The sequence below is a fragment of the Pseudomonas sp. JBR1 genome (assembly GCF_028198185.1).
GTDB classification, from domain to species: Bacteria; Pseudomonadota; Gammaproteobacteria; order Pseudomonadales; family Pseudomonadaceae; genus Chryseomonas; species Chryseomonas oryzihabitans_E.
In genome coordinates, this window is record NZ_CP116340.1 from 1727060 (window position 1) to 1742224 (window position 15165).

The following is a 15165-nucleotide window of genomic DNA, read 5'->3' on the forward strand; positions in this document are numbered from 1 at the left end:
AAAACATGGATAGGCAGTGGCTTCGAGCAATCCAACGGTTGCGGCATCCCGCGCCGCGCACCTTCCAGTACGAGCCGGCCTTGCGCGCGGAACTGTTCAGTCTGGAGCAGATGGCCGCCCACGGCGCTCATCTCGCCCGACAACATCGGCTGAGCTCCCATACCACCTCGGACGCCCTACTTCATCGCCTTGCTGAGAACGCCGCCGTACTGGCCAGCAGTGGCCAGGCGATGACCATGGCCGCGCTGTCTAATCAACGCGCTACGCCAGCGGCCACCTGGCTACTCGACAATTTCTATCTAGTCGAAGAGCAGATACGCACCGCCCAGAAACACCTGCCCAAAGGCTACTGCCGTGAGCTGCCTGGTCTGGAAGACGGGCCCTCTCGCACCTTTCCACGGGTGTATGACATCGCGCTGGAAACCATCTCCCACGGCGACGGCCGCGTCGACAGCGATAATCTGAGCCGTTTCGTCACCGCTTATCAAGCGGTGACGCCCTTGACCCTGGGCGAGTTGTGGGCCATTCCCATCATGTTGCGCCTGGCGTTGATCGAAAATCTTCGGCGTGTCGCATCACAGGTGATGGCTAGCTGGACCGACCGCAACCTCGCCAACGACTGGGCCGACCGTTTCATTTCCACCGCAGAGCACGACGCCAAGAGCGTAGTGCTGCTAGTGGCCGACCTCGCACGCTCTGCGCCGCCGATGACCAGCGCCTTCGTTGCGGAGCTCTCGCGACGTTTGCAGGGCCAGAGTACCTCACTGGTTCTGCCGATGACCTGGGTCGAACAGGCCCTGGCGGAGTCCGGTCAAAGTGTCGAACGCCTTATTCATCTCGATGGCCAACTGCAGGCCACGGAGCAGGTGTCGATCAGTAACAGCATCAACAGCTTGCGGCTGCTATCGGCAGCGGACTGGCGCGAGTTCGTCGAACGCATGAGCGGCGTTGAACAAGCGCTGGCCAAAGACCCGGCTGACATCTACCGTCGCATGGATTTCGCCACTCGCGATCACTACCGCCACGCCATCGAGCGCCTGGCGCGCAGCTGCTCGCATTCCGAGATCGACATCGCGCAGGCGGCCATCGGGCTCTGCGACGCCGCTGCCGAGCAGGATCCGCTAAAGAGGCACGTCGGTTTCTACCTGGTGGGCGCGGGACTGGCCACACTGGAAATACAGCTGGGTGCCCGGCGCTCCCTGGTGGAGCGCTGCCGCAGGATACTGCGCGGCGCGCCTATGGCGTTCTTCGTCGTGCCCGTCATAGCGCTCAGCGTGCTGTTGGCCTGGCCTTTCTTCACCTGGTCTAGAGCGGACGGATGGGGGCTCTGGACGATAGTGCTGCTTGGCGGGCCGATCATGGTAATGACCAGCCAGCTGGCTATCGCGCTAGTAAACCGCCTGGTGACCCTAACGCTGCTGCCGGACATTCTGCCCCGCATGGATCTCAGCGCCGGCATTCCCCCCGAGGCACGCACACTGGTCGTGGTGCCAACGCTGATCGGTAGCGTTCAGGATGTGGAAGAACTGATCGATGGCATGGAGGTACGCTTTCTCGCCAATCGGGACGCCAACCTGCACTTCGCCTTGCTCACCGATTTCATGGATGCCCAGAGCGAAGTCCTCGAGAGTGACGCGTCGATACTGCACTACGCGAGCCAGGCGGTCGAAGCCCTGAACCTGAAGTATCTGGAAACCGGCCCGGCCCGGTTCTTCCTGCTGCATCGCCCGCGGCGGTGGAATCCCACCGAACAGCGCTGGATAGGCCACGAGCGCAAGCGCGGCAAGATAGCGGACCTCAATGCGCTACTACGCGGGCATGGCGCTGGACGCTTCTCCCTGGTCGTCGGCAACTTTTCTGCTCTGCCGAGGATCAGCTACGTCATCACGCTGGATACCGACACCCAACTGCCGCGCGAGGTGGCGCGGCAGCTTCTGGGTGCGATCTGCCACCCGCTCAACCAACCGCGCTTTGATGGGCGCCAGAAACGCATCACGAGCGGCTACGCGATTCTGCAACCTCGTATCGGCATCAGCCTGCCGAGCATCGCCCGCTCCGCGTACGCTCAGCTGTTCGGCAGCGACGCTGGCGTGGATCCCTATACGCGCTCCGTTTCCGACGTCTACCAGGACTTGTTCGGCAACGGCTCATTCATCGGCAAAGGGATCTATGCCGTGGATGCCTTCGAACATGCCCTGCAGGACCGCTTTCCCGAAAACCGTATTCTCAGCCACGACCTGATCGAGGGCTGTTATGCCCATTCCGGCCTGATCAGTGATGTACAACTCTATGAAGAGCATCCGGCGCGCTACAGCGCCGACGCCAAACGCCGTCATCGCTGGATACGCGGAGACTGGCAGTTATTGCCGTGGCTGATGCCCTGGACACCGAAATCCGACGGTAGCCTGGAGCCGAATCGCCTGACGCACCTGGCCTACTGGAAGATCATCGACAACCTGCGTCGTAGCCTGGAGCCAGCCGCCTTTCTCGGGGTATTGCTATGGGGTTGGTTTGCCAGCTCTCACCCGCTGGCGTGGAGCCTTGGCGTATTGCTGCTGGTGATCACCCACCCCCTGACCAGCGCCTCGCTGGAGCTGCTGCACAAAGCCCCGGACATCCAGCTCGGTCAGCACCTGAAGGTGGTCCTTCGCAGTGCCACCCAGCAGATCACGCGTGCGTTGCTGAGCCTGGTGTGGCTACCCTTCGAAGCCTTCAGCAGCCTGGACGCCATCGGCCGCACGCTGTGGCGCCTAACCATCAGTCGCCGCCATCTACTGCAATGGAATTCGTCGCGCGAAGTGGAGCGCAGCAGCCGCAACGACCTGCCGAGCCTGTATCGGCTGATGTGGGTGGCACCCCTGCTGGCCATCGTCGTGGCCGCCGCCTTGCTGCTGGGTGACGCCCCCTGGGTATCTGCAATCGCCGCGCCTTTCCTGCTGGCCTGGCTGCTGGCACCGGCCGTCGCCTATCGGTTGAGCCAGCCAAGTGGCCCATCGATGTTCACGCCTTCTCCCGCGGAGCAGCAATTTCTGCGCGGCCTGACGCGCAAGACCTGGGCCTTCTTCGACGATCATGTGGGCCCTGGCGATAACTGGCTGCCACCGGACAACATTCAGGAGCAGCCAACGGCGGTGACCGCCCACCGAACCTCGCCAACCAACATGGGCATGGCGCTACTGTCCCACCTGGCGGCCCATGACTTCGCCTACCTGAGCGGGGGCCGCCTGCTCACACGATTGGATAAGACACTGGCCAGCATGTCGCGGCTGGAGCGTCATCGCCGCCACTTCTACAACTGGTACGACACCCAGACCCTGCAACCGCTGCCGCCGCGCTACGTGTCCACGGTGGACAGCGGCAATCTGGCTGGCCTGCTACTGACGCTGCGCTCCGGGCTTTATGAATTGCCGCACGCGCCACTGCTCAGCCCTGACTGGTGCAGTGGCATGGCGGACTGCCTTGCCGTGCTGCGAGGGGCAATACAGGCGAGCGAACTGGATGAGCGCCTGCTCGACGGCGCGCACAGCGAATTGGCGTCCGCCCATACGCTTGAAGGTCTGAAAGAGATCAGTACCGTCCTGCAGCGCCTGATCGTTTGGGCCGAGGCTCTGAAACCCGCGCTAGAAGTGGCTCCCGAAGCCGACTACTGGCGTCTGGCATTGCTCGCTCAATGCGAGGATCTCCACGGCGAGTTGGCCAGCCTGATCCTGCCCGGCTCCCCCCTGGCGTCGGCCAGCTGGCATGAGCTGGCGCAGCTGGAGGTTACGCAGTGGCCTGTGGCCGAGCAGCCTCAGGTACGGGCGGTAATCGCCCAGGCCAAGGAGCGCATCGTCACCGCGCTGCGCCTGGCGGATCTCACTGCCGACCTGGCCGACATGGACTTCACCTTCCTCTACAACTCGCAACGCGAGCTGCTGACCATTGGCTACAACGTCGAGGAACAACGCCTGGACGGCGGCTACTATGATCTCCTGGCGTCGGAAGCACGTCTGACCAGTTTCCTGGCCATCGCGCAGGGACAACTGCCACAGGAAAGTTGGTTCACCCTCGGCCGGCTGTTGACGAGCAACGGCGGCAATCCCGTATTGCTGTCCTGGACCGGCTCGATGTTCGAGTACCTGATGCCGATGCTGGTCATGCCCAACCATGCCGGCACCCTGCTCGACCAGACCTGCCGCGCGGCCGTGGCGAGACAGATCGAATACGGCCAGCAACTGGGCCTGCCATGGGGCGTATCCGAGTCCGGCTACAGCACCCTGGACGCGCATCTCAACTACCAGTACCGGGCCTTCGGCGTACCCGGGCTCGGTCTCAAGCGCGGGCTTGGCGAAGACCTGGTGATGGCACCCTATGCCTCGGTGCTGGCGCTGATGGTAGCGCCAGAAGCCGCGTGCAAGAATCTCCAACGCCTGGCCGGCATGGGCATGGCTGGCCGCTATGGCCTGTATGAAGCGATCGACTTCACCAGCGCCCGCTTGCCTCCAGGGCAGAGCGCCGGACTCATTCAGTCGTTCATGGCGCACCATCAGGGCATGAGCCTGCTGTCATTGACCCATGTCTTGCTCGATCGGCCTATGCAGCGCCGCTTCGAAGCCAATCCGCAGTTCCAGGCCACGTCCCTGCTGCTGCAGGAGCGGGCGCCGAAAAGCGCCGCGCAGTACCTGCACACTGCCAATGCCTCGCTGGAAGGCCAAGTCTCCCGTGCCAATGAGAACAAGCTGCGGGTCTACACCGATCCTTGCCGCCGGCACCCGGCGGTGCAGTTGCTTTCCAACGGCCGATATCATGTGATGATCAGTAATGCCGGCGGCGGCTATAGCCGCCGCGATGATCTTGCCGTCACGCGCTGGCAGGAAGACGTCACTTGCGATAACACCGGCACCTTCTGTTACCTCCGCGATGTGGACAGCGGCGACTTCTGGTCGTCGGCGCACCAGCCGACCTTACGCAAGACGGAGGGCTTCGAGGCGATCTTCACCGATGCCAGGGCCGAATTTCGGGTCCGCGAACGTGATTTCGATGTCCATACCGAAATCGTCGTCTCGCCGGAAGACGACATCGAATTACGGCGCCTGCACATCAGCAATCGCAGTGGACGGCGCCGAACCCTGGAGCTTACCAGCTACGCGGAAGTGGTCCTGGCCCCTGCCTTGAGCGACGCCTTGCACCCAGCATTCAGCAAGCTGTTCGTGCAAAGCGAACTGCTCACACCGCTGCAGGCCATCCTGTGTAGCCGGCGGCCACGCTCCAGTGATGAAAAGGTGCCGTGGTTGTGTCACCTACTGGCGGTCCACGATGCGGACATCGCGGCAATCTCCTACGAAACCGATCGAGCCCGCTTCATCGGACGTGGGCGGAACCTGACGTACCCCGCCGCCATGGATGCTGAGGCACTTTCCGGTACCGCCGGCGCGGTGCTCGATCCCATCGTGGCCATCCGCTGCCGGATCACCTTCGACCCAGGCCAGATCGCCACCATCGACCTGGTGACCGGCGTGAGCGACAACCGTGAGGGTTGCCTCCAGCTGATCAACAAATACCGCGACCGCCGCCTTGCTGACCGCGTCTTCGACCTGAGCTGGACCCACAGCCAGGTGCTTTTGCGCCAGCTCAACACCTCCCACGCCGAGGCGCGGATGTTCGAGCAGATGGCTGCGTCCATCATCTATACCAATCCCTCACTGCGGGCCGCACCGAGTATCCTCGCGGCCAATCAGCGCAATCAAAGCGGCCTCTGGGGCCAGGCGATCTCGGGCGACCGACCCATAGTGCTGCTGCAGATTTCCACGGCTATCCATATCGATCTAGTGCGCAAGCTGGTGCAGGCTCACGCCTACTGGCGACACAAAGGGCTTAGTGTCGATCTGGTGATCTGGAACGAAGACCAAGCGGGCTATCGGCAGGAACTGCAGGACTCGATCATGGAGCTGGTCACCTCGGGCAGCGAGGCGCACTTGATCGATCGGCCAGGTGGCATCTTCGTCCGCCCGGCGCAACAGCTCTCCCATGAGGATCGTGTGCTGATGCTGGCGGTCGCTCACCTGGTGCTCAGCGACGAGCGCGGCAGTCTCGCCGAACAGGTCCACCGGCGCCGCGCGGAACCGAGGCTACCTGCTTTCGATGCCAAGCTATTGCCCAACGTCGTTCCGACCGCTGCGACTCCGCTGGCCGATGCGTCCCTGATCCTCGGCAACCCCCATGGCGGCTTCAGCGCCGATGGCAAGGAATACGTCATTCACTCGCATGGTGGACAGCGCACGCCAGCGCCCTGGGTGAACGTGCTGGCAAACCCCAACTTCGGCAGCGTGATTTCGGAAAGTGGCAACGCCTACACCTGGTATGAAAATGCCCACGAATTCCGCCTGACCCCGTGGCGCAATGATCCGGTCAGTGACCCAGGCGACGAGACCTTCTACCTACGCGACGAGGACAGCGGCCACTACTGGTCGCCCACACCCTTGCCCCGCCCTGGCAAGGGTACTTACGTGACCCGGCACGGCTTCGGCTACAGCGTCTTCGAACACGAGGAAGACGGTATTCGCAGCGAGCTGTGGGTCTATGTATCGCTTCAGGATCCGGTCAAGTTCTCGCACCTGAAAATCCATAACGCTACAGATCGACCTCGGCGGCTATCGATCACCGGCTACGTGGCCTGGGTACTCGGAGATCTTCGCGAGAAATCCTGCATGCACGTGGTCAGCGAGGCCGACCCGAACAGCGGCGCGCTCCTGGCACGCAACAGCTACTCCATCGAGTTCCCAGGCCGCGTGGCCTTCTTCGATGTCGATATGCCAATCGCCAGCAGTACCGCCGGCCGCTGTGATTTCATCGGCCGCAACGGGCATCTCGCGGCGCCGGCAGCGATGGCACAGCCCCACCTGTCCGGACGCAGTGGTCCAGGGCTCGATCCTTGCGCTGCCCTACGGGTGGATATGCAACTGGTGCCTGGCGAGAAGCGCAGCGTCACCTTCCGGCTCGGCGCGGCGCAGGATGCCACCTCGGCATCGCATCTGGTGCTACGCATGCGGGGCAACGTCACCGCAGAAGCGGAATTGCAATGCGTCCGCGAGCACTGGCACGACACGCTCGGCAAGCTGCAGATCAATACGCCAGAGCCGGCCGTGGACGTACTGGTCAATGGCTGGCTGATGTATCAGGTGATCGCCTGCCGCTTCTGGGCCCGCAGTGGCTATTACCAATCCGGCGGGGCGTTCGGTTTCCGCGATCAGTTGCAGGACAGCATGGCCATGCTGCATGCCGATCCGACCGCAGTTCGTCGGCACCTCCTGCTGTGCGCTGCTCATCAATTCATCGAAGGTGATGTGCAGCATTGGTGGCACCCGCCCTTGGATCGCGGTGTGCGTACCCGCTGCTCCGACGACTATCTCTGGCTGGCCTGGGCGACCAGCCGCTACGTCAAGATCACGGGAGATGCCAGCGTACTCTCGGAAACCGTGGGCTACCTGGAAGGACGCGCGCTGAACGCTGGTGAACAGTCCTATTACGACCTGCCGACCCACTCCCCCTTACGAGAGACGCTGTACCAGCATTGCGTGAGGGCCATTGAGCACAGCCTGGCGCGTGGCGCTCACGGCTTGCCGCTGATGGGTGACGGCGACTGGAACGATGGCATGAACCGCGTCGGCGAAGGGGGCAAGGGCGAAAGCGTCTGGCTCGGTTTCTTTGGCTACGACGTGCTCCGCCGCTTCGCCACCACCGCCCTGCTCCATGACGATGCCGCCTTTGCCAAGCGCTGCGAAGAAGAGGCCGAGACCTTGCGCCTCAGCCTCGATGCGCACGCGTGGGACGGAGACTGGTATCGCCGCGCCTACTTCGACGATGGTACGCCCCTGGGTTCGGCTGGCAATGATGAATGCCGCATCGACTCCATCGCTCAGAGCTGGTCGGTGCTGTCGGGCGCAGCGCCGGAGCCGCGCCAACGCGCGGCCATGGCGTCTCTGGAGCAGCACCTCATGCGTCGTGATATCGGCCTGGTGCAGCTGCTTGATCCGCCCTTCGACCAGGGTGTACTTGATCCTGGCTACATCAAGGGCTATGTACCCGGTGTTCGCGAGAACGGTGGGCAGTACACCCATGCGGCGGTGTGGGCGGGCATGGCGTTTGCCGAGTTGGGAGACAGTGCCCGGGCATGGGAGCTACTGCGGATGATCAATCCAGTCGGCCACGGGAACGATGCCACCGCCATCTACAAAGTCGAGCCCTATGTCGTGGCTGCCGATGTCTATGGCATGCCGCCCCACGAAGGACGGGGTGGTTGGAGCTGGTACACCGGCTCCGCCGGCTGGATGTATCAGCTGATCGTCGAGTCGCTCCTCGGCGTGCAACGCAGCGGCAGCCAGTTGCGCATCCGCCCGGTGCTACCGGCAGAGTGGGCGACCTTCAGCCTGGAGTATCGGTTCGGCACCACCCTCTACCACATTGCGCTTTCCCGCGGCGACCTGCCCCAGCCGACCATTCAAATGGACGGCACGATGTTGCAAGGCGACAGCATCGATTTGATCGACGATGGCCTGGAGCATCAGGTCGATGTGCGCTGGCCGGACAACTAGAGCTGCGCAATGCCAGCGCGCTCCGAGCCCTTCGCAGCAGCGCGCGAGACAGAGGGACAGGACTTGACGACGCAGGACCGGCGAAAAGCCGCATCATGCAAGGATATCCCTGATATTCACGACTGGGACAGGGCCATCTGAACGAACTGATGGTCTGGTCTACGAACAAAAGCACAGCGACCTGCCTCGCGAACTCCCAGAAGGGCACTACACAGCAACATCGCTCATACACCCATGAGGAAGCCGTTATGCTTGCTTACTTCGTCGTTTCAAAAAGTTCGGGAAACATCATTCGGGTCACCAGGCGCGACGTCAGGCCAGCGGACTCCGCAACCGTCACCTTCCTCGAGGCGTTGCCCAGCGAACTGGCTAGCTACGAGTCTGCACACGCACGCGGCCAGGACCTGATCAACATCGCCGATACGGTGAGCCATCTCAGCAGCACCTGACACCAAGGGAGCATTCGTGGGTGACGCCAAGCGTATAGAACCGCCACCATTCGATAGACCAGCAGCTGTGTCGTTGGCTGTTATTATCGCTGGATCGTCTGCCTGGCGATCAGCTGAACATGACTCAGGAATTGATCGCCAACATGCTCGGCGTACGTCGCGAAGGGGTCACCGAGGCCGCGGGCAAACTGCAGCGCTAGGGCGTTATCGAATACAGCCGCGGCCACATCACGGTACTCGACCGTAAGCAACTCGAACAATTGAGTTGCGAATGCTATGCCGTAGTGAAAAAGGAAACCGATCACCTGCTGTCATATCTGCCGATACGCAGTTAAGACACGTGCACACGAAGCTAGAGGCGGGTACTAGCTCAGCATGGAAAAAGGCGCCCATCGAGCTGATTAACTCCCTGAAACAAAAAGCCCGGCGCTATAGCCAGGCTAAATTTCATTTCCCACGAATCACCGAGGGGCTGGCTCTTGATCGTCATTCTCACCTGTCACTGGTTCATCGAAAGCGTCTGAATCTTCATTAGGCAGGCTGACCGAATCTATCTCATCAGGACGCAACGGCTCGGCTGGGTCAGGTTCAGCTGCGTGTGCGCTCAGGAATTCGGAGGGCATCACGTATGGTCCGTGCAATGCTCTTGCGAGCAGGGCTGAGGCGTTCGGCGAACTGAATCTTTGCCACCTACTAGTTGGGACAATCATTTACCACCTCACAGGGAGACCGTGAATGGCCTCAATAGATTCGAGGTAGAAAAATATGAGATGTTCAGTAGCCACTACTACCGGCAGTCTTTATTATTGTGGGACTAGCATTTTTCCCTATCCGCTCCTAGAGAGGGGGATAAAAGAAAATGCTGACGAAGTTTTTCGGCTTTTTGCTTGCGTACCTCAGCTTTTCGATACTGCCTCTCTTCTGGAGTAGACGGCAGACAGCCTGAACGCGTGCCACTATCCACTACACCTCTAACATCTTCAGCCATTTTGATTCTCATTTTGCTAAGTTTGCTCGATATTGGAAACGTCCTTGAGCTTTCTGTTCAGTGGCCACTATTACCAGCCATCTGAAGCTTGACCGATCATCCGCACACCACGTCGCGCTAACGGGGGCTAGTATTTATAAAGCGTTTACTTTACCGCTTATGCTTGAGCGAGCCGTATTATAGCGTTTAATTATCCAGTGGTGTCATGGCCCATCGAAGGAAAGAGTAATGAAAGGCGACCCACAGAAGTGGACTCTTTCTTCCTACGCTCGGGGATTTCGCGCGGCTCTTGTTTTAGAGCAGGCATAAAAAAGCCCGACTCAGTGGCCGGGTTTCAAATTCGGCTGCATCTTCTATACGCACAAAATTGGCAAGATAGGGAAATAATTGCTCAAACGCTCGCTACCGTCGAGGGGCAATATGACCCAGTAGCCCTTCTTCTGTTACCACGGTGTTAGTACGACTAAGCGCCTGGGTTACTAGATCCTCGCAGCGCTTACCGATGCCACCGCACCACCGGCGGCACGTCTGCTCGGGGCGTGCATCCGGCTCCCAGCTGTTAATGTAGTAGCATGCTTTGAGCAAGACGACTATGTCTGTGGATCGGCGCCATTCTACCCCGCGTAGCTCAGGGATCGTCCAGGAGGTGGCCGCCTTCCATACAAACAGCCGTGGCGCTGGTGACTCAGGGCGCGGGATCAGGAATCCATGGCATCGACCTTGCGTGCCTTGCCCGTGCTGTACTTGGCCACCAGTCCAGTCCAGTGACGATAGCTGATGGTGTAGCGGAGCGTGCAGCAGGCAGTCCAAGTCGCGCTGCTCCTGCGGGCTAAGGCCGCTGCCAGATTGCACTTCCAGGTGGCCGGCGTCATAGAGCTTCTGTCAGGCCTGCTTGCTGGTGTTGTCGATGATCTGGGCGGACAGGCAGCGGACGACTGCACTAAGGATGTCACGGTAATGCTTATGGTGAGTCTCCGGTGCGATGCGTGCCGTGCGGGCCGCGGCGGTTGCTCGATTCGTCGTGCTGCATCCACTGCAGGGTGGCCAGCAGCTGTTCCAAGTGCAGGAGGCGGTGGCTCAGGGTGAAGACCAGATCCTCTACGGGCAGCGCCTGGCCAGGGGTGTAGTCGACCCAGCTGGTACCAGCACAGGCGTCGCACGCCCTCTCGTAGATGACGCCTTTGGTGACGCCTCCCCTGTGACCTATCACGCAACGCGAAATCAGCTTCACCTTCCGGGTGAGGTCAGGGCCGTGCTACTTGCGCATTAGTCCTTCGGTCGATCTCCTCAATGATCAGGGCCTTCTCGCTCTGGGCGCGTGACATGTCACGCTGGTTTTTTTCCTGCGCCGCTCTGTCGATGGTGCTGCTGTCTTTCCAAGACAGGAACCGATCATCCTGACCTCGACCAGAGCGCAGAACCGGGGCGGTAGATATACGGACGAAGCATTGGCTGCGCTGCTCCTCCAATACGCGGCACCTTCGGCGCAGCTCATCGTCCGTAGCAGTACCCATGCGAAGCGCAGCAATAGCGTGTATTTCGTCGACAAGCTCCTGAGCGTTATCAGGAGCAGCTATGTGTGCCTTGTCGAGGTGGCTTGGCAGAACGACTAGGGACCGCCCCAAGATCTGGGCGGCTATGTCGTGGATTGTGTGCTGCATAGTGATCACTGGATGACCTCGATTCTGGGCAGGCGCAAATAAGCGGTGATGGCTAGGCGCATCCTCAAAGCCAACGCAGACCCGAGACAAGAAAGCTGCTTCGCTCAGATGGTGCAAGGTCTCACGCTGCGCCGGGGAAACAGTGCCCTTGTGCACATGGTTCAGCTTGAACTCAATCCGCGTACCGAAATAGCCGCAGCGCGCTAGATCGATGCAGATGTCCGGGATGCCGACCGTTACGCCCTGCCCCTGTAACTTCTTAGCCGTAGTGGCGTCGCGTTTGCCGCCTTTAGGGACGGGGTAGATCAGTTTCGACTCTTTCGGGTACTGCAGGTCGAGCCAGTCGAACAGTTGCTTTTGCTCAATGGCTTCCCTGTCGTTCCGGCGGGTCTTTGGGCGCGACTAGCGCGGCGGGGCTCAGGGCATGAGGGCGGCGGTCATGCAGCACCCGCCTTGGCCAGCAGCCCATGGCAGCGCTGCAGCAGCTTGTCTTGGGCATCGTAACGGTTCTCGAATCGGCGCTTCCAAGGGTGGATGGCAATCAGGCCGGGCATGCCGGTTCCATCCTGATGGCGGCTAGCGCGCAGCGGTAGCAGGCGCAGGTGGGCGCCGGACCAGGCGCGACCTTCGATGTGGTGGATGCTCACGAGTAGGTTCAGGCGGCCATCCAGCCGACGTGCGATGCAGCCCAGGCTGGACACAGCATTATGGAAGCGCTTTTCTGCGGCGCTAAGTGTCTTACCCTTCATCGCCATCGACCAGGAGGTTGCCGATCGCGCGGCGTGGTGCCGGGGCCGGCGCATTGCGCTCGCGCTCCACCGACTGGGCCAGCTCCTGCTCGCGGAAGTGGATATGGGCCTCGGTCTGCTGGATCTAGGGGTCCGTGACGGAGCCGCGATTGAATCCCTGGTCATAGGCCAGGCGGCGGGCTTCGGTCATCTTTTGCTTGGTGAACATCATGCTACGTCGGCCTCCGGCCAGATGATGCGAGCCGAGGTCAGCGCATCGTCGCGGGTTACTTGGGCGCCGACCATTGCGAACGGCGGTCGGCCAGGGAACAGAACGAACCAGCAGGGCTTCATGCGGCACTTCGACGAGTGCTTTCCCACTCGAACAGGACGAAGCCGCCACCCTCGCGGAGCCGGTCAGCAGTGCGTTCCCCTACGCTCGCCTCGAACTTGGCAGCCGAGAGGGACGGTCGGCTTCATCTCCTCGTAGCGCTTGTACACCACTTCAACGATGCTCATGCGCTCGAAGTCGTTGTCACGACTGGCGCCTAAATCATCGATAACCATTAGGACTGGCCTGGGGCGGCAGGACTTCTACATCGAGGAGCGTGTACTCCCGATCTGGAACTTGCATAAGGCATAGCCAGCGCGAAGACAGCGTCCATAGTTCTCGGTCTGCATCCACGGACGACTTTGCTGCTGACTAGCGTGACTGTCATCTGGCGATGATTGCTAAGCTAGGCGCGAGGCCCACCGGTCGGCCATGGAAGGAAAAAGCGATAATGAGCAGTCTAAGGAAAAGCCGGGAATGAAATCCGTGGAGACGGTGAGTTGTGGCACGGAAAATTTTGAGGTCGAGAAAAAGCGTCGCCTACGTTGGTATCCTGCTGTTCATCGCAGTTGCAGGAACGGTCGTCATTGTAGTTTTGCCGTTCTTCCTATTTGATTATTGGTAGAGCGCACACCCGCGGAGGCGCTGCCCGGACATGCTGAATCCCACAGCTATCACTGGCGCTAGAGCGGTTTCTTGCGGGATACTCACTACCCTATTGGAATAGAAGCACAGGAGGTGCTCATGGTCCTTACGGTACGGTTTCAGCTCAGGCTCACCAACTTGGAAGCGGATTTGGTCAATCGTTTTGCTGAAACGCTTCAAAATCGCTCACGCCGCTGACCTCAAGCTCTAGGTTCAAACCGATCTTGAGCAAGCCCTCACTGACGCAGGCAAACTCAGCAAAGAACAGGAGTTTTGTCTTGCATGGGCTCGTACCAACTGTCCAGACCTATATACCAAGGAGTGAATGAAGATGACGGACTCTCTCGTCGGGCGTGACCCCTACAAAGCGCTTCCTATCGTAGACGGCCCTGTTCAAGGCCAAACCCATGCTTGGCCACACCGCTCATTCCAAGTGGACTCATCTCCAGGAAGCCTTGGATCACTTCCCTCTATCGTTACCTATCACCTAAATCAGCATCAACACCTCGGCTGGGTTTGGTCGCTAGCGCAGCCATCCTGACACCACTTGAACAGGGGCGTACTGGTACAGATATAAATGGCGATTAGGCATCCTTTGAGGCAATCCTCCAGTGGGTCGAGGCCCGAAAAGTGGATTTCCTTGCAGTAGTGCTTAACGGGCCCTGAAAGATGCTGAGCGAAGGCATCGGTCGTATCTCACTTCGCCTTTTGCGAGCCACACAGCAAGATCGCTGATACAGGCACGAGGAAGCCGTTATGCTCGCCTATTTCGTCGTTTCACAAAGTTCGGGCAATATCATCCAGGTCACCAGGCGCGACGTCAGGCCGGCGGACTCCGCAACCGTCACCATCCTTAAGGCGTCGCCCAGCGAGCTGGATCGCTACGAGTCTGCACACGCCCGCGGTCAAAACCTGATCAACATCGCCGATACGAGTCGTCCCAGCAGCACCTGAGGCCAAGGGAGCATGCGTGGGTGACGCCAGGCGTATAGTGACGGCTCAATCCGACCGCACTGCCGAAGAGAAGCTATGCCCGAAGACTCCAAGCCGCAACGCAATAGCTTGTTGGCTGCTCTACCTGACGACGTCCAGCAACGGCTCTCTTCGCACCTGGAGCTCGTCCATCTGGCGCTGGGTCAGGTGCTCTATGAATCTGGTGAGTCCGTACGCTACGTCTACTTCCCCACCGACTCGATCGTTTCGCTGCTCAACGTGATGGAAAACGGCGCCACGGCGGAAATCGCCGTGGTGGGTAATGAAGGCTTGGTGGGTATCTCGCTGTTCATGGGCGGAGAGAGCACACCTAGCCGCGCCGTGGTACAGAGCGGCGGCTATGCGTATCGCCTGCAAGGTCAGCGCCTGACGGAAGAATTCGATCGACATGGTGACATGCTGGTGCTGATGCTGCGATATACCCAGGCACTGATCACCCAGATGTCGCAGACCGCTGTCTGCAACCGCCACCATTCGATAGACCAGCAGCTGTGCCGTTGGCTGTTATTGTCGCTGGATCGTCTACCTGGCGATCAGCTAAACATGACCCAGGAATTGATCGCCAACATGCTTGGCGTACGTCGCGAAGGGGTCACCGAGGCTGCGGGCAAACTGCAGCGCCAGGGCGTTATCGAATACAGCCGCGGCCACATCACGGTACTCGACCGTAAGCAACTCGAACAGCTGAGTTGCGAATGCTATGCCGTAGTGAAAAAGGAAACCGATCGCCTGCTGTCATATCTGCCGATACGCAGTTAAGACACGTACAGCCCTTGCAGCGTGAATGGATCGTCAACATG

The 15165-nt window shown here is 60.4% G+C and carries 5 protein-coding genes and 1 pseudogene; 5 read left to right on the plus strand and 1 reads right to left on the minus strand.

The annotated features are described in order from the left end of the window. Nucleotides 1-5 precede the first annotated feature (5 nt). From PJ259_RS08005 to PJ259_RS08015, 3 genes and pseudogenes are all read left to right on the plus strand, one after another. A complete protein-coding gene (locus PJ259_RS08005) occupies nt 6-8570 on the plus strand; it encodes a glycoside hydrolase family 94 protein (protein ID WP_271655402.1) in 8565 nt (2854 codons plus the stop codon). Between the two features lie 248 nt (nt 8571-8818). Then, nucleotides 8819-9019, plus strand: a complete 201-nt coding sequence (locus tag PJ259_RS08010) for a hypothetical protein (protein ID WP_271655403.1) — start codon at nt 8819-8821, stop codon at nt 9017-9019. A 38-nt stretch (nt 9020-9057) separates the two neighbouring features. Then, nucleotides 9058-9354, plus strand: a pseudogene (locus tag PJ259_RS08015) (Crp/Fnr family transcriptional regulator); the annotation flags it as partial. 2751 nt (nt 9355-12105) lie between these two features. Here PJ259_RS08015 and PJ259_RS08020 read toward each other — a convergent pair. Then, on the minus strand, nt 12106-12471 hold the full coding sequence (locus PJ259_RS08020; RefSeq protein WP_271655404.1) for a Ref family recombination enhancement nuclease: 366 nt from the start codon (nt 12469-12471) through the stop codon (nt 12106-12108). Nucleotides 12472-14128: 1657 nt separating this feature from the next. Between PJ259_RS08020 and PJ259_RS08025 the strand changes: the two genes are divergently transcribed. Both PJ259_RS08025 and PJ259_RS08030 read left to right on the plus strand, forming a co-directional pair. Beyond that, nucleotides 14129-14326: a hypothetical protein gene (locus PJ259_RS08025; RefSeq protein WP_059315488.1), complete on the plus strand. Its 198-nt coding sequence runs from the start codon at nt 14129-14131 to the stop codon at nt 14324-14326. A 75-nt stretch (nt 14327-14401) separates the two neighbouring features. After that, a complete protein-coding gene (locus PJ259_RS08030; RefSeq protein ID WP_271655405.1) occupies nt 14402-15124 on the plus strand; it encodes a Crp/Fnr family transcriptional regulator in 723 nt (240 codons plus the stop codon). The last annotated feature ends 41 nt before the right edge of the window (nt 15125-15165 follow it).